The sequence below is a fragment of the Leucobacter iarius genome (genome assembly GCF_039530105.1).
GTDB classification, from domain to species: domain Bacteria; phylum Actinomycetota; class Actinomycetes; order Actinomycetales; family Microbacteriaceae; genus Leucobacter; species Leucobacter iarius.
This window is the reverse complement of sequence record NZ_BAAAOB010000001.1, coordinates 622,500-638,632: the sequence shown is the minus strand read 5'-3', so window position 1 is coordinate 638,632 and position 16,133 is coordinate 622,500. Positions and strand designations below refer to the sequence as shown.

14 protein-coding genes are annotated in these 16,133 nt (G+C 72.8%); 5 read left to right on the top strand and 9 right to left on the bottom strand.

Annotation, left to right across the window (positions count from 1 at the left end; genetic code table 11):
• Positions 1-88 precede the first annotated feature (88 nt).
• From ABD169_RS02830 to ABD169_RS02820, 3 genes are all read left to right on the top strand, one after another.
• A complete protein-coding gene (locus tag ABD169_RS02830; protein ID WP_344029027.1) occupies positions 89-1,378 on the top strand; it encodes a sensor histidine kinase in 1,290 nt (429 codons plus the stop codon).
• Positions 1,375-2,178 (top strand): response regulator, encoded by an 804-nt coding sequence (locus tag ABD169_RS02825; RefSeq protein ID WP_344029024.1) that lies wholly within the window; start codon positions 1,375-1,377, stop codon positions 2,176-2,178. The genes ABD169_RS02830 and ABD169_RS02825 overlap by 4 nt, the downstream gene beginning before the upstream one ends.
• Before the next feature lie 125 nt (positions 2,179-2,303).
• Positions 2,304-3,128, top strand: a complete 825-nt coding sequence (locus ABD169_RS02820) for a DUF1684 domain-containing protein (protein WP_344029022.1) — start codon at positions 2,304-2,306, stop codon at positions 3,126-3,128.
• Positions 3,129-3,258: 130 nt separating this feature from the next.
• On the opposite strand, the gene ABD169_RS02815 is transcribed toward ABD169_RS02820, so the two are convergent.
• The 7 genes from ABD169_RS02815 to ABD169_RS02785 form a co-directional block, all read right to left on the bottom strand.
• On the bottom strand, positions 3,259-5,376 hold the full coding sequence (locus ABD169_RS02815; RefSeq protein WP_344029020.1) for an FAD/NAD(P)-binding protein: 2,118 nt from the start codon (positions 5,374-5,376) through the stop codon (positions 3,259-3,261).
• Complete coding sequence (locus ABD169_RS02810; RefSeq protein ID WP_344029017.1) at positions 5,373-6,398, bottom strand: ABC transporter substrate-binding protein; 1,026 nt, start codon at positions 6,396-6,398, stop codon at positions 5,373-5,375. The genes ABD169_RS02815 and ABD169_RS02810 overlap by 4 nt, the downstream gene beginning before the upstream one ends.
• A gap of 96 nt (positions 6,399-6,494) precedes the next feature.
• Positions 6,495-7,532 (bottom strand): ABC transporter substrate-binding protein, encoded by a 1,038-nt coding sequence (locus tag ABD169_RS02805; RefSeq protein WP_344029015.1) that lies wholly within the window; start codon positions 7,530-7,532, stop codon positions 6,495-6,497.
• A gap of 98 nt (positions 7,533-7,630) precedes the next feature.
• Positions 7,631-8,449: an amino acid ABC transporter ATP-binding protein gene (locus tag ABD169_RS02800; RefSeq protein WP_344029012.1), complete on the bottom strand. Its 819-nt coding sequence runs from the start codon at positions 8,447-8,449 to the stop codon at positions 7,631-7,633.
• Positions 8,446-9,573, bottom strand: a complete 1,128-nt coding sequence (locus tag ABD169_RS02795) for an amino acid ABC transporter permease (RefSeq protein ID WP_344029009.1) — start codon at positions 9,571-9,573, stop codon at positions 8,446-8,448. The genes ABD169_RS02800 and ABD169_RS02795 overlap by 4 nt, the downstream gene beginning before the upstream one ends.
• Positions 9,570-11,465 carry an NtaA/DmoA family FMN-dependent monooxygenase gene (locus tag ABD169_RS02790; RefSeq protein WP_344029006.1) on the bottom strand — a complete coding sequence of 632 codons (1,896 nt, stop codon included), beginning with the start codon at positions 11,463-11,465 and terminating at the stop codon, positions 9,570-9,572. The genes ABD169_RS02795 and ABD169_RS02790 overlap by 4 nt, the downstream gene beginning before the upstream one ends.
• Positions 11,462-12,793, bottom strand: coding sequence for an LLM class flavin-dependent oxidoreductase (locus tag ABD169_RS02785; protein ID WP_344029003.1), 1,332 nt, complete (start codon positions 12,791-12,793; stop codon positions 11,462-11,464). Before ABD169_RS02785 ends, ABD169_RS02790 begins: the two co-directional genes overlap by 4 nt.
• 212 nt (positions 12,794-13,005) lie before the next feature.
• Between ABD169_RS02785 and ABD169_RS02780 the strand changes: the two genes are divergently transcribed.
• Together ABD169_RS02780 and ABD169_RS02775 are read left to right on the top strand one after the other, a co-directional pair.
• A complete protein-coding gene (locus tag ABD169_RS02780) occupies positions 13,006-13,560 on the top strand; it encodes a flavin reductase family protein (RefSeq protein ID WP_344029000.1) in 555 nt (184 codons plus the stop codon).
• Between the two features lie 166 nt (positions 13,561-13,726).
• Positions 13,727-14,704, top strand: coding sequence for a zinc-binding dehydrogenase (locus ABD169_RS02775; protein WP_344028997.1), 978 nt, complete (start codon positions 13,727-13,729; stop codon positions 14,702-14,704).
• Positions 14,705-14,808: 104 nt separating this feature from the next.
• On the opposite strand, the gene ABD169_RS02770 is transcribed toward ABD169_RS02775, so the two are convergent.
• Together ABD169_RS02770 and ABD169_RS02765 are read right to left on the bottom strand one after the other, a co-directional pair.
• Entirely contained in the window at positions 14,809-15,435 is a 627-nt protein-coding gene (locus ABD169_RS02770) for a GNAT family N-acetyltransferase (RefSeq protein ID WP_344028994.1), read from the bottom strand.
• A gap of 150 nt (positions 15,436-15,585) precedes the next feature.
• Positions 15,586-16,053 (bottom strand): hypothetical protein, encoded by a 468-nt coding sequence (locus ABD169_RS02765; RefSeq protein ID WP_344028989.1) that lies wholly within the window; start codon positions 16,051-16,053, stop codon positions 15,586-15,588.
• Positions 16,054-16,133: the final 80 nt, after the last annotated feature.

Here is a 16,133-nt window from a genome sequence, read left to right as displayed (position 1 = left end):
CGGGGGCCCGCGCCTCCCCCGCCGGGCTGATCCGGATCCGCCGCCCGGTGGATCCTCGATGTCGGCGCGGCCCGGTAGCTTGGGATCCATGCCGATCTCGCTGCCCCGCACCGACTCGAGCTGGGTCCGCCCCGCTCCGAGCCGATCCGGGCTGCGCGCCGACGTCGCGTTCGCGGCGCTGATCGCGGTGGGCGCGGTGCTGAGCGCGCTGCTCTACGAGCGCATCGGCATCTACAAGGAGGTCGCCGACCCGTGGGTCTGGGTGCTCGGCCTCGGGCTCTGCACCCTGCCGCTCGCCGTGCGACGCCGCTACCCCGAAGCGGTGCTGCTGCTCGTCGCCGTCGGCTTCTTCGTCTGCGGCCAGTTCGGTGTCCCCGAGATCCTCTTCGTCAACATCGGGCTCTTCTGCGCCTACTACACGGTCGGCGCGTGGAGCCGCAATCGCACGCTCGCCTTCTGGCTCCGGCTGGGCGTCTCGCTCGCGATGTTCGCGTGGCTCATCATCTCGCTCGTCGTCACCACGGGCGATCCCGACGCCTTCCCCGCGTACTCGCGCATCGGCGTCTTCTCGCAGCTCGCAGCATTCGTCGCCGTGCAGATCCTCACCAACATGCTCTATTTCGCGGGCGCCGCCTACTTCGGCCAGCACGCCTGGCGCGCGGCCCGACTCGCCGCTCAGCTCGACGCGCAGGGGCGGGAGCTCGATCAGGAGCGGCGCACCAGCGCGGCGCAGGCCGTCGCGCTCGACCGGCTCGGCGTCGCACGGGAACTGCACGACGTGGTCGCGCACCACGTCTCGGTCATGGGGATCCAGGCCGCGGCGGCCCGGCGCAGCCTCGACCGGGATCCGGCGCTCGCCTCGGAGGCGCTCGCGGTCGTGGAAGAGAGCGCGCACACCGCCGTCACCGAGCTGCGCGGCCTCGTGCGCACGCTGCGTTCACCGGACGAGGACGACGCCGCGTCGACCGTCGGCGTCGCCCAGTTCGCCGAGCTCGTCGAAGAGTCGCGCAGGTCGAGCACTCCGACGGAACTGATCGTGGTCGGCGAACCCCGCCCGCTGCCCATGCTCGTCGACGTCGCGCTCTACCGGGTCGTGCAGGAGGCCCTGACCAACGTGCGCAAGCACGCGGGAGCGGGTGCCAGCTGCACGGTGCGGCTGCGATTCGCCGGCGACTCCGTCGAGGTCGAGGTGACCGACGACGGGATCCGGCAGACCCTGCCTGGTTCCCGAGCCGCCGGTTCCCAGCTCGGCCTCCGGGGCATGCGCGAGCGGATCGGCGCGGTGGGCGGCACCCTGCAGTCCGGGCGGCGCGAGCAGGGCGGCTTCCTGGTGCGCGCCCGGGTGCCGCTGGCGACCGCGACGGAGGTCGACGCATGATCCGAGTGCTGCTCGTGGACGACCAGGCCCTGGTGCGCTCGGGCTTCCGCATCATCCTGTCCGTCGAATCCGACATCGAGGTGGTGGGCGAAGCCGCCGACGGTCTCGAAGCCGTCGCGCTGGCCGCCGAGCTGCGCCCCGACGTGATCTGCATGGACGTCGAGATGCCGAACCTCGACGGTATCGCCGCGACGCGGCGGATCCTGGCACCGGGCACGGCCGGGTCCGAGCCGCCCGCGGTCCTCGTGCTCACGACCTTCGGGCACGAGGAATACCTGTTCGACGCCCTCGCCGCGGGCGTCAGCGGATTCCTGCTCAAGACCGCGCGCGCCGAGCAGTTCGTCGACGCCGTGCGCACCCTCGCCGCCGGGCACGCACTGCTCGGCCCCGACGTGACCCGCGCGGTCATGAGCCGCGCCGCCGGAAGCTCGGACGGTTCCGGCGGGCCGGGCAGCTCCGGCGGCTCGGGCAGCACCGACCGCATCCTGCCGATCACGATCCCGCGCTCGGCCGCGAACGGCGGCTCCGGAGCTGGTGCTGGTGCTGGTGCTGGTGCGAGCGGATCGGGGCACGACGATCGCACCATCGATCCCGCCGCGCTCGACCGCGTCGGGCTCACCGAACGGGAGCGCGAAGTGCTCGCCCTCATCGCTCTCGGCCGGTCGAACGCCGAGATCGCGGGCGAGCTGTTCCTCGGGGAGGCGACGATCAAGACGCACGTGTCGAAGATCCTGCAGAAGCTCGGGGCGCGGGATCGGATCCAGGCCGTCGTCTGGGCGCACACCCACGGCGGACGCTGAGCCCGGCCGGTGCTCCGCCCTGCGGCCGGCGTTCGAACCCGGCCCGCGTAACCGCGGGTCACCTTCGCCGGGGCACCTCCCGCGCGTGATTGGCTGGATCGGGAACGCACACCCGGGAGGTTTCCGTGACCGCAGCACCATCTCCAGCACCCGCGGCTTCCAGCGCTTTCTCCGACGCCCACGCCGCCTGGCACGCCGGAGTCGAAGCCGCGCGCACCGCGCCGTACGGGCCGCTGAGCCCGACCGCGATGCACTGGCTCGCAGAGACGCCGGCCGAACTGCCCGGGCTCCCCGGCCGCTGGAGCGCCGACCGGCACGGCCTCGTCACCGTCGTGCTCGACGCGGCCGACACGGTCACCCGCGACGGCGAACCGGTGTCGGGAACGATCGAGCTCGGCCCGCTGACCGGGATCGCGGGAACCTCGCTGACGTGGGGCGAGATCCTGCTCGACATCGCGGCGCGCAGCGGCCGGATCGTGGTTCGCCCGCGCGATCCCGAGTCGTCCGACCGCCGCGACTACGCCGGCACCGGAGTGTTCCCGCCCGACGAACGCTGGCGCATCACTGCCCGCTTCGTGCCGGCCGTGCGCGACGGGGTCGCGGTCGCATCGGCTGCAGGGCCGGACGCCCTGCAGCACTACGATTCCCCCGGCACCGCGGAGTTCAAGATCGACGGCCAGCCGTTCGCGCTGACCCTGTTCGGCTCGGCGGAACGCGGCGACCTTCGCGCGATCTACGCCGACGAGACCGGCGCCGACCTCACCTTCCCCGCGGCCCGCTTCGTCGGTGTCGAAGCGCTCGACCCCGAGACCGTCGTCATCGACTTCACCCGCTCCACCAACCCGCCCTGCGCGTACTCGGAAAGCGCGACCTGCCCGTTCCCGCCGCCCGAGAACCGCCTGCCCGTGCGGATCGAAGCCGGCGAGCTGCGACCCGGGGTGCGGCTCTAACTCCTGCCTCCGCCTCCGCCTCCGCCTCCGGAGGAGATTCGGGTTCAGCAGGACGGAACCGCTCGGCTTCGTCCTGCTGAACCCGAATCTCCTTCCGAACCCGAAGGTCCCGCTGACCCGTCTTCGCGAGCTACCGCCCGGTCGGCGCCTCGGCCCCCACCGGAATCGGCTCCCGGGCGACGGCAGCCACCGCGTCGGCGAGCACGGCCCGGGCGCAGCGGTCGTGCACCCGGAACGGGAGCGAATCGAAGCCCGGACGGGTGAACGCCCCACCGGTGAGGCCCGCGACGAACGGCCCGACGGCGTACTGCCGCGGCGCACCGGGCAGGCGCCCCTCGGGCGACGCCTCGACGCGGCCCGTGGTGAACCGCTCGCCCCGCTCGACGACGGCGAGCTCCCGCATCACGCCGCGCTCCACGAGGCGGCGCAGCAGCGGATCGTCGCTGCGCGACGCGCGCGCCTCGGGCAGCCACGCGTCGATCAGGACGCGCGCCGAGACGCCGGAACGCGCCGTACCGCCGGCGACCGCGGCGGATCCCGACGCTCGGAACATCCCCGCGTCCTCGTCGGCCACGAGCTCGACGTCCGCGCCGAGGAACCGCACGATCCCCGCATCGGCGAGCGCGAGCAGCTCCTCCAACCGGTGCCCGGGCGGCCCGCTCGCGAGATAGCTGAAGAACGCGTGCCAACGCCCCGGCAGCAGTTCGACGCGGCTGCGCGCATTCCAGCGCTCCCCCGGGATCTCGGCGAGCGACAGGTAGACGTGCAGCGCGGTCAGGAACAGCGCGAGGGTCGCGCTGTGCTCGGGCGAGGTGCGGTGCCTCAGGTCCTGCGCGATGTGCGCCCGGACCCGATCCTGCACGGCCTCCGCGGCGAACCCACCGGACGCGGCGAACCCGCTCGCACCGGCGTCCCCCTCCGGATCGGGCGCCTGGGCGAGCGGCCGATCGAGCACAGCGAGGTCGAACCGGTCCTCGGGATCGGGCACGTGCGCGGCGGCGAGCGCGGCGAGCACCCCGGGATCGCGCGTGTCGAGCGCTGCTCGGAGCCGGGGTGCGAACTCGACCCAGTCGAGGGTCACGCGTCCGGGGTGCCCGGTGCTCAGTTCGCGGTAGTAGCCGGTGGTGAGCTCGGCGACGACGAGCGGCCACACGTCGCGTTCGAAATCGAGTCCCTCGGGATGATCGACGCCACCGGCACGCTCGGCGAGCGCCGCGTGGAACTCCGTCCCCAGGTACTCCAGGCGCACGGGGTCGCCCGCGAGGGCAGTCGTGATCTTGGAGCGGTACGGCACGCCGCGGCGGGATCCCAGGTGCAGGATCGGCTCGCGCCCGCTCGGCCGGTAGCCGAGCGAGCCGTCGGCGTCACGGGCGAAGCGGCCGCCGCGCCCCTCGGTGAGGAGCACGACGAGGTCGGTCGCCGCGAGGCCCATGCCGCGCACGATCACCTCGGCTCCGGCGGGCACCCCGTCGAGGTCGACGTCGGCCGTGAACGCGGGCGCGATGTAGCCGAGCCCGTGCCGGTCTGCGAAGGCGCCGAGGCGGATCGACTCGTCGGACGGCAGCGTTCCGCTGTGCCCGAGCGCGTGCACGACGAGGTCGGCCGTCAGCTCCGCGCCGGAGGCGAGCCGGACCCGGTGCGGGGCGCCGCTCTCGCTGCACCCCGGTTCGACGTCGATGGCGCGATCGCGCACCCATTCGACCGAGAGGCCGCCGGATCCCGCGACTCCGGCGGTACCGGAGTCGGCACCGGCTCCGGCAGCACCAGCACCGCCGGCGACCCCGGCCGCCCCGCTCCGTCGCAGCGTCTCGTCGACCGCCCAGCTCAGGTAGGCGTTGTTCAGCCGCCGCGTCGGGAAGTCGCGTTCGCCGATCTCGGCGAGTTCGCGGAACAGCTCGGCGTCGGCCCAGGCGGGAGCCGGGATCGCGCCCTCGCGGACCTCACGAACCCACTCGGCGAGCGTGGGGCCCGGCGAGACCGGCCCCTCGATCCGGCACGATGCGTCGGTGAAGAACGCGACGTCGGCGAGCATGGAGTTGAGCTTCAGCAGGGGCGACTGCGCACTGCGCCAGATGCGTCCGCCGCCCGGCGGGTGCGGATCCACGAGCCGCAGCTCGATCCGGACACCCGGCGCGAGCTCGGCCCGGTTGGCGGCGATGCGTTCGAGCAGCATCGCGGCGGCCGGGCCCGCTCCGATGCCGACGATCCGCACGACCGGCTCGCCGGCAGTCCTCCGATCCCCGCTCATGGCTTCGGCAGTCCGGGCGGGTTAAGCTGCGAGGTGCGCACGGCCTCTTCGCTCTGACCCCAGCGCTGCAGCACCTTCGCGTAGGTGCCGTCGTCGATGAGGTGCTGGATCACGATCTGCACGGGCTTCGCGAGCCCGCTGCCCTTCGCCGACACGGTGCCGACCTCGCCGCTGACCGGGTAGGCGCTGTTGAACTTGCCCACCACGCGGGTCTCGCCCGCGGTCTGCTCCTGGAACTTGGCCAGCGAGTAGGGCAGGATGCTCGCGTCGACGCGGCCGGATTTCAGCGCGAGCTGCCCGGCGGCGAAGTCGTCGAAGTACACGGCCTCTCCGGGCGGCAGTCCGGCCTTGCGGTTCTGCGCGATCCAGTCGAGCAGGAACTTCTCCTGGTTGGTGCCGCTGCCGACCACGACCTTCAGCCCCGACACGTCCTTCGGTGCGGCGATCCGCTTGACCGCGCTGCCGTCGGCCACGACGAAGCCCATCACGGCGTCGCGGTAGGTCGCGAAGTCGAACAGCTCCTTGCGCTCCTCGGTGACGCCGATGTTGGTGAGCGCCAGATCGTACTTGCCCGACTCGATGCCGAGCGGCCAGTCGGCCCAGGCCACGTTCTCCGGCGCGTACTCGAGGCCCAGGCCCTCGGCGATCAGCGAGGCGAGGTCGGGATCGCTGCCGATGATCGTCCGGGCGTCGTCCTCGGCGAAGAACGAGGTGGGCGGGGCGCCCGCGCCGCCGAGCGCCACCGTGAGCTTCCCGGTCTGCACGGGACGGAACCCGCTCTGCTCGAGCGCTTTCACGGCCTCGGCGACGGGCTTCGTGTGGGGGCGTTCGGCGAGGTTCTTCGTGGTGAGGTCGAAGCTCGGCACGGCCGTCGCGACCGGCGCCGATCCGCTCCCGCCCCCGCTCTGCTTCGCGGCGCGGTCCGCGTCGGTGACCACCGCCGAGCAGGCGGCGAGCGCGAGCGCGATGACGGCCATGGCGGCGACGGATCCGGTGCGGGCGAGGCGTGAGGCGAGTGGCATGGGATGCTCCTGGTGGGTTCGGGTGGCTGCGGCGCGGCCGGTCGCGGATCGCGCGACCGGCCGCGAACGGGACGGACGGTTCAGGCGGTTCGAGCGTCAGGGCCGGGGCAGGCCCGGCGGGTTGATGCGGGACTCGGGGATCGCCTCGGCTTCGGTGGCCCAGCGCTTCAGCACGGCGTCGTACTCGCCGTCCTTGATGAGGCGGTTCAGCACGATCTGCACGGGCTTCGCGAGGCCGTTGCCCTTCTTGGTGGTCGCGCCGATCTCGGCGGTCGCGGGGTAGCCGCCGTTGAGGGTGCCGACGACGGTGCTCCGCCCGGTGGTGGCGGCGCGGAACGAGGCCGCGGCGTTCGGGCCGAGGATCGCGTCGACGCGCCCCGAGGAGAGGGCGAGGCCGGCGGCCGCCTGGTCCTCGTAGTAGACGGGCTCCCCCGGGGGCAGGCCGGCCTTCTTGTTCTCGGCGAACCAGTTCAGCAGGATCTTCTCCTGGTTGGTACCGCTGCCGACCACGATCTTGAGCCCGGAGACGTCGGCCGCCTTCGAGATCTTGGTGATCTTGCTGCCCTTCTTCACCTCGAACGCGACGACGTCCTGCCGGTAGGTGGCGAAGTCGAAGAGGTCCTTGCGCTCCTCGGTCACGGTGATGTTGGTGACGCCGAGGTCGTACTTGCCCGACTCGATGCCGAGCGGCCAGTCGGCCCAGGCCACGTTCTCGGGGGCGAACTTCAGCCCGAGCCCGTCGGCGATGAGGTTCGCGATGTCGGGGTCGCTGCCGACGAAGGTGCGGTTGTCGTCCTCGGCGAGGAACGAGGTGGGCGGCACGTAGGCGCCGAGCGCGACGGTCAGCTTTCCGGGCTGCACGGGGGTGAAGCCGCTCTCCTTGAGCGCGGCCACGGCCTCGGGCACGGGTTCGATGTGCGGGCGATCCTTCAGGTTCTTCGTCGAGAGGTCGAACGGCGACTTCGCGGTCGACGAGTCGCCCGCCGCCGAGGCGGCGGATCCGGACGAACTGCATCCGGTGAGGCCGGCGACGGCAAGCACGGCGATGAGGGCCGCCGAGGCGGTCGCGGTGGTGGCCGTGCGGCCGGGCCGTCGGTGGCGGGAACGGTCGGGGGTCTGCGGGGGAGGAGTCATGGTGCGGGGTCCTGATTCTGGAGGCGAGGGTGGATGGTCGATGGGAAGCGGTGGATGCGGGATCGAGGATCGGGCGGATCGGCTCGGGCCCGACGGGGTCAGAGCACCTTCTCGAGGAACTCGCGGGTGCGCGGATGCTCGGGATCGCGCAGCACCCGCTCGGGCGGCCCGACCTCCAGCAGGCGGCCGCCGTCGAGGAACGCGACGCGGTCGGCGACGGAGGCGGCGAACGCGATCTCGTGGGTGACGATCACGAGGGTGGTGCCGTGGTGCGCGAGGCGCTGGATCACGGCGAGCACCTCACCCACGAGCTCCGGATCGAGCGCGCTCGTCGGTTCGTCGAACAGCAGCACGTCGGGATCGAGGGCGAGCGCGCGGGCGATGGCGACGCGCTGCTGCTGCCCGCCCGAGAGCTGGCGCGGATAGTGCTCGGCGCGGTCGGCGAGGCCCACCGAGGCGAGCAGCTCGCGCGCCCGGGCCACGGCGTCGGCACGGCTCGAACGGCCGAGCGCGAGAGGCGCCTCGATCACGTTCTCGAGGGCGGTGAGGTGCGGGAACAGGTTGAAGTTCTGGAACACCATGCCGACCCGGGTGCGGCGCTGCAGCACCCGCTTCTCGGGCAGCTCGTGCAGCCGGTCCCCGCGTCGCTCGTACCCGATGTAGTCGCCGTCGATCGTGATGGAGCCGGCGTCGATCGTCTCGAGGTGGTTGATCGCGCGCAGCAGCGTGGACTTGCCCGATCCCGAGGGACCGATGAGGGCGAGCACCTCGCCCGGCTCGACGGTCAGCGAGACATCGCTCAGCACGGGGCCGGCGGCGTACGACTTGTGGACGCCCGCGATCTCGACGCGGCCGGTCGCCTCGGCCGCAGCGGCACCGGGCTCAACGGCGGCGGTCGCGGTCTCGGCGGCGCTCATGCGACGCCTCCCAGGGTGCGCGCGTCGGCGCGGAGCGCGGCCACGGAGTGCTCGGACAGCGAGACCGGGATCCCCTGCGAACGCGAGGCGGGAGCGGTCCCGGCGCCCGAACCCGCACGACCCGATCCACCGACCCGGCGGATCGCCGAGCGCAGCCGCTGCAGCGGCGTCGGCGGCAGCTCGCGCGCGGATCCCCGGGCGAAGCGGCGCTCGATCGCGTACTGCACGACGCTCAGCACCGTCGTGAAGATCGTGTACCAGACGGCCGCGACGAGCAGCAGCGGCACCACCTGCTGGTTGCGGTTGTAGACCACCTGCACCGTGTAGAACAGCTCGGGCAGGGCGAGCACGAACACGACCGAGGTGCCCTTCAGCAGGCCGATCACCTCGTTGAAGGCGTTCGGCACGATGGCGCGCGCCGCCTGCGGCAGCACGATCCGGAAGAAGCGCCGGCCGCGCGGGATCCCGAGCGCCTTCGCCGCCTCGATCTGGCCCTGATCCACCGACAGCAGCCCGCCGCGGATGATCTCGGCCGAGTAGGCGGCCTGGTGCAGCGAGAGGCCGAGGATCGCGGCGACGGTCGCCGAGATGAGGCGGGTGGTGTCGAACTCGACGATCCAGAAGTCGGTGGTGAACGGCGTGCCGAGGCCGAGCGTCGGGAACAGGTACCCGAGGTTGAACCAGAGCACGAGCTGCACGACGAGCGGGATCGAGCGGAAGAACCAGGTGTACCCCCAGGCGAAGGAGCTCAGCAGGGCCGAGCCCGAGAGCCGGGCGAGGGCGAGGATCGCACCGAGCACGAAGCCCAGCGCGGCCGAGACCGCCGTGAGCCAGAGGGTCAGCCAGAGCCCGCGCAGCACGGCCTCGTTGAAGAAGTACTCGGCGAACACGGGCCAGCGCCACTGCTCGTTGGCGAACAGGGTCCAAACGAGCTGCGCGATCACGAACACCGCGACCGCGCTGAACGCCCAGCGCCACCAGTGGCGCAGCGGCACGACGCGGAGAGCGTCGCCGTCGGATCCGGCTCGGCTCGACCGCGCCGGATCCCGGTCAGCCGCGGGGATCGCGCTCGCGGGATCGGCGACCGGCCGGTCGTCGGTCGTGGGGTCTGCGGTGAGGGTCATGCTGCGGCCTCCTGTGCCGTCGCGCCCGCGGCGCCGACCGGCGCCAGGGGCTTCTCGAAGGGGTGCACGCCGACCTCGTCGGCGGGGAGCGCGGGATCGAAGAGCGGGGTGTAGCCGTGCCCCAGGTAGAGCGCGACGGCCTCGGGCTGGCGCGGGCCGGTGGTCAGGTAGACCCGCGAGTAGCCGAGGCGGGCGGCCTCGCGCTCCAGCTCCGTGAGCACGACCTTGGCGACGCCACGACCGCGGTGGTCGGGTCGGGTCCAGATCCGCTTGAACTCGGCCGTGTCGTCGCTGTGCCGCATGAACGCGCCGCCCGAGATCGGTTCGCCGTCGCGCAGCAGCACGAGGAACGCCCCGCCGTGGGGCTCGGCGAACGCCTCGGCCGGGTAGCGCGCGAGCTCGGTCGAGGCCGGCTCGCCGAACACCTCGACGCCGTAGCGCGCGTCGTACTCGCGCTCCAGGTCGTCGAGCAGCGGTTTCGCGAGGGGATCCGAGACGTGTACCCGGCGCACCTCGGTGCGGGGGCGCGGCGGGGTCGGCAGGCCGAGCGTGCGGCGCAGCGTCGGCGCGGCTCCCGTCACCGGATCCGCCGCGTAGTCGGTGCGGAAGACGCCCCGCTCCTGCAGCAGCGGCACCACCCGGTCGACGAACTCGTCGAGTCCGCCCGGGGTGATGTGCGGCACGAGCACGAAGCCGTCCGAGGCGCGCTCGCGCACGTAGCGGTCGATCTCGGCGGCGACGGTCTCGGGCGATCCGACGAGCGTGTGCTGCGCCGTCTCGGCTGCGACGAGCTCGCGCAGGGTCAGCCCCTCGCGCCGCGCGCGATCGCGCAGCTGCTCGGCCCGCACCACGCGATCCTCGACGCGGGTCGAGACCTGCCCCTGCCGCTGCTCGCCGTCGCCCGGCTCCTGCGCGGGCAGCGCGCCGTCGGGATCGAGACCCGGCAGCTCGCGGCCCCAGATCGCCTCGACCCAGGCGATCGCCGTCTGCGGGCTGGTCTGGGCGAGCGCGATCTCGCGCGAGCGCTCCCGCGCCTCGGCATCGGTGTCGCCGAGCGCGAAGGTGGCCCCGGGCAGGATCAGCAGCGACTCCTCGGTGCGGCCCGCGGCGGGCAGGCGGCCCTTCACGTCGCGGTAGAAGCGCTGGCCGTCGGCGAAGCCCGTGTGCCGGGAGAAGATGATCTCGGCGTTCGCCGCGGCGAAGTCGCGGCCGGCCGGGGAATCCCCCGCCTGCACGATCACGGGGTAGCCCTGCGGGCTGCGCGGCACCGTGCTCGTCGCGCTGACGTCGAACTGCGGCCCCCGGTGCACCACGCGGCGCACCCGCTCGGGATCCACGAAGCGGCCCGCGGCGCGGTCGGCGAGGATCGCGCCCGCCTCCCACGAGTCCCACAGCTCCTTCGCGAGCTCGACGAACTCCTCGGCCCGCGTGTAGCGCTCGGCGTAGGGCAGGAACCCGCCGCGGCGGAAGTTGCCGCCGTGGAACGCATCGGGCGAGGTCACGACGTTCCAGCCGACCCGGCCGCCCGAGAGGTGGTCGATGGTCGCGAGCTGGCGGGCCAGCTCGACGGGCTCGTTGAACGTGCTCGACAGCGTGCCGACCACGCCGATGCTGCGGGTCACGGACGCCATCGCGGTGAGGATCGCGAGGGTGGCCGGGCGTCCGGCGACGTCGAGGTCGTGGATCCGGCCGCCGTGCTCCCGCACCCGCAGCCCCTCGGCGAGGAACACGTAGTCGAAGCGGCCGCGCTCGGCGGTCTGCGCGAAGCGGCGGAACGACTCGAAGTCGATGTGGCTGCCCGAGGCGGGATCGCTCCAGACGGTGGTGCTGTTGACGCCCGGGAAGTGGGCGACGAGGTGCACCCTGCGGGCGGTTTCGGGTGCGGCGCTCATGCGGCGGCCTCCGTTCGGGTGTCGTAGCGGTTGCCCGCGCGGCCGAGGCGGAAGCGGGTGCGCAGGTGGTGGGCGGTCGGGTCGGGTTCGGCGTCCGCGGCGGATCCGGCGGCGGATCCGGCGGCCGCGTCCGCGATCCCGCGCTCGTGCAGGATCGGCAGCAGCGCGGCGCCGATGGTGCGCAGATCCGCGGGGAGGGTCAGCGGGCGCAGGCGCACGCCGTCGATCCCGGCGGCCCGCCACGCGGCGATCAGCTCGGCCGCTTCGTCGGCCGATCCCGCGAGCACCCGGGCGTCGCTCGACGCCGCGAAGGGCGCGTCCGCGAGCGCGTCGAGGCGCACCAACCGTTCAACCGCGGGTTCCTCGGCCGTGTCGAGGGCGAGCACCAGGTCGGCGACGATGCGCAGCAGCCCGAGGCCCGAGACGGCTCGGGCCTCGGCGATGCCGGGATCCCGTTCGATGGCGCGGATCCCGGCGACGATCTCGGCGACCGAGCGACCGCGCCAGGCGCCTGCGCGCGGGGAGGCGCTCTCGGGCGTCACGATCACCACGTCGGCGACCCGCGCCGCGAGCTCCGCGACGGGCGCGGAGTGCGCGAGCACCACGATGGGCAGCTGCCCCTGCGGTGAGCGCGGCACGATCGAGGGCCCGGCGATGCTGAAGCGCTCGCTCGCGAAGTCGATGGGGTGCACGCGGTCGCGGTCGAGGAACCGGCCGGTGGCGGCGTCGCGGATCTCGGCGTCGTCCTCCCAGCTGTCCCAGAGGCGGCGGGCGACCTCGGCCGAGTCGGCGGCGTCGGCGAGCAGTTCGTCGAGACCGGCGTCGGGGGCGCCGAACGCGACGGCGTCGCGATCGATCTCGGGGGCGGGTCTGCGGCCGAACGCGGCGGCCGAGGCGGCGTCGGCCGAGATCCGCAGCTGCCAGCCGGCGCGACCGGTCGAGACGTGGTCGAGGGTCTGGAGCCCGGTGGCGACGTGGAACGGTTCGGTGTGCGTGGTGGTGACGGTGGGGATCAGCCCGATCCGGCTCGTGCGCGGGGCGATCCAGTCGGCGAGGAGCGCGGCGTCGAGGCGGCCGAGCACGGTCGATCCGTCGGTGTCGGCGCCCGCAGGATCGCTCTGGGGCGCCAGCTCGTCGGCGATGGTGAGGTAGTCCAGCCCGGCCGCCTCGGCGAGTTCGGCGAGCTCGACCCAGGTCTCGGCGGCGAAGAGCGCGTCAGCGCGCGAGCTCGGCTCGCGCCAGGCGGCGGGGTGCCAGCCGGTGCCGTCGAGCGCGACGCCGATGGTGAACGGGGCGTCGGTCGATTTCGATCCAGTTATGGGAGACATGCCGGTAGCTTATGAACACGCGGTCGGGTCGAATCAAGCAGATGACGCTCGATGACAGTGCGGGAATGCATCGATCGAGGCCGTTCGTCATTTTCCGTCACGTTATGGAAGCCATGCTGCAAGCTTATGGACGGGACTCGGTCCGATTGCCCGGTCCCGGTACGAACCTCGAATCCGGCGGACGCCTCGCCGGAGGAAACGGAGAACGGCGCGTGAGCACCGAAACGACCACCGTCACCGCGGTCGCGACCCCGCCCGAGCGCGGCGAACGGGCCGCCGCGCGCAGCTTCGACGACCGGGAGTACCGCGACGCGATGGGCGGCTTCGCCTCCGGCGTCACCGTCATCACCACCCACGGGGTCGACGGCCCGGTGGGCTTCACCTGCCAGTCCTTCTACAGTGTCTCGATCGACCCGCCGCTCATCTCGTTCTCCATCGCCCGCACCTCGCAGAGCCTCGCCTCGGTGCGCGAGCACGGCCGCATCGTCGTCAACTTCCTGAGCGCCGAGCAGCAGCACCTCAGCTCCCAGTTCGCGCGCTCCGGCACCGACAAGTGGCAGGGCGTCGCCTGGCACCCGTCCGAGAGCAACGGCGCCCCCACCCTCGACGCCGTCACCGGCTGGGTCGCCGGCGAGATCGAGCGCGAGGTCGAGGCGGGCGACCACCTCATCTTCCTCGTCCGCGTCACCGGCATCTCCACCGACCCCGAGCGCGAACCCCTGCTCTTCTACCGCGGCGCCTACCGCGAACTCGAATACATGATCTGAGCGGCCGGGTCGGCCCGTGCGCACCGCGCACCGTGTTCGCGCTGCGCGCATCCCGTTCGCCGCGAGCGAGTTCGCGCCGGATTCCATCCCTCCGCACGGATCCGCGGAGTAGCCTGCGGACGAACGCGATCACGCGACGAGAACCACCGCGACGAGACGAGGATCCATGCGCGCACTCAGCTACTCCGAATTCGGCCGCCCCGGCGAGGTGCTTACGGTGCACGACGCGCCGCTGCCCGAGCCCGGACCGGGACAGGTGCGCGTGCGGACCCGCTTCGCCCCGATCCACAACCACGACCTGCTGACCGTCATGGGCCGCTACGGGATCCGCCCCGAGCTTCCGGCGCTCGCCGGCAGCGAGGCGGGCGGCACGATCGACGCGCTCGGCGCGGGCGTCACGGGCCTCGAGATCGGGCAGCGCGTCTCGGTCGGGCGCGGCAGCGGCACCTGGGCCGAAGCCTTCGTCGTCGCGGCGGAGTCCGCGATCCCCGTGCCCGACGCCCTGAGCGACGAGCAGGTCGCCCAGCTCGGATCCATGCCGTTCAGCGCGATCAGCGTGCTCGACTCCCTCGGGCTGGTCGCAGGCGACTGGCTCGTGCTCAACGCCGGCAACGGCGCGGTCGGGCGCATGGTCGCCCAGCTCGCCGAGTCGCGCGGTATCGGCGCCGTATCGCTCGTGCGCCGCGCCGACGCCGTGACGGCCCTCGCGGCGGAGGGCGTGCCGCACGCCGTCGCGACCGACGACGACGGCTGGCGCGAGCGCGTCGCCGAGATCACCGGCGGATCCCCGATCCTCGGCGCCATCGACTCGGTCGGCGGGGCGTCCGCCGGAGAGCTGCTGTCGCTGCTCGGCACCGGCGGCACCCTCGTGATCTTCGGCGCGATGGAGTCGCCCGCGCTCGAACTCGCCTCGACCGACATCATCTTCAAGCAGCTCACCGTGCGCGGCTTCTGGGGCACCAAGGTGTCGGCGGCCACGCCCGTCGAGCGGCAGCGCGAGCTGTTCGCCGAGCTCGTGGCTCGGATCGTCGACGGCACGGTCACCCTGCCCGTCGACCACGCCTACCCGCTCGAGCAGATCGCCGAGGCGGCGGCGCGCAACTTCGCACCCGGACGCGCCGGCAAGGTGCTACTGCAGCCGTAGGGGGTCGCGACGGTTCCGGGTTCGAGAGGAGATTCGGTGTCAGAAGGACGTTCTCGCAGGATTCGTCCTTCTGACGCCGAATCTCCTTCGGAGGAAAACGGCGACTACCCCAGCTGCGGCGGCAGATTCTCGCCGCGGCGTTCGAGGTGACGCAGCACGCGCGCCTCGAGCCCCGTGCGCACCCCGGGCCACTCGTGCTGCAGGATCGAGAACACGACCGTGTCGCGCACGTAGCCGGGCATGCGCTTGTGCGCGCGCAGGATTCCGTCCTGCTTCGCGCCCAGACGCGCGATCGCCGCGCGCGACTGCTGGTTGAGGAAGTCGGTGCGGAACTCGACCGCCGGGCAGTCCCACACCTCGAAGGCGTGCCGCAGCAGCATGAGCTTCGACTCGGGGTTGGTGCCCGACGCCTGCGCGCTCAGCGCGTTCCACGTGGAACCGATCTCGACCCGCGGCACCGAGGCGTCGATGTTCATGAACGTCGTCATGCCGATCAGCGCACCGGTATCGAGCCGGCGAGCGGCGAACGGGATCATCGATCCCTCGTCCTGCAGCCGCAGGCGCCGCCGGATCTCCTCCCCCATGCCGTCGGGCGTCGGCACCGACGTGTACCAGGCCCGCCAGAGCTCCCCGTCCCGCACGGCCTCCGCCAGGCCGTCGCGATGATCCGCGGCGAGGGGTTCGAGGGCGACGAGGCGTCCGGTCAGCGTGCCGGGGTGCGAGAGGGTCATGCCGGGTCCTTCCACGGGAGCGGGTCGCGCCGCGCGTTCCCACCGCAGCGCCGTCGATCCTCAGCGTAACGACCGGGACGCCCCGGCCGGCACCCCCGATCCGTCCGGTTCCGGGCGGCGATCCGGCAGCCCTGTTCGCGCGCCCGGCCGCTATCCCTCGTTCTCGGCGGGTGCGGCCGTGCGGATCCGCTCCGCGAGGAACGCGAGATCCGCGCCGTTCAGCGCCGTCACCGCGTAGCGGGTCGGCCAGAGGTCGCCGTCGTCGAGCTGCGCCGCCCACTCGAACTCGATCGTCGCGTAGCGCACCTTGAACTTCGCCTTCGGCTTGAAGAACAGCACGATCTTGCCGTCAGCGCCCGCGTAGCCCGGCATGCCGTAGTAGGTGCGCGGGATCAGGTGCGGCGCGTTCTCGCCGACCAGGCGGTGCACGGCCTCGGCCAGCGGGCGATCCTCGCCGTCGAGCTCGGCGATCTTCGCGAGCACCTCAGCCTCGCCCTCCCGACGGGCGGTCTCGGGATCCACCTTCTTGCGCGAGCGCGACTTCGTGCGCTCCTGCACGGTCGCCTGCATCGCCGCGCGCTCCTCGGCGCTGAACGTGGGCTCGTCCGCCTTCGCCATGATCACTCCTCGTCCGGGCCCGGCAGGTCGCCGGGCGATGAGGTCAGCCTAGGTCCCGCGACGCGGCACCCGCTTCTCCG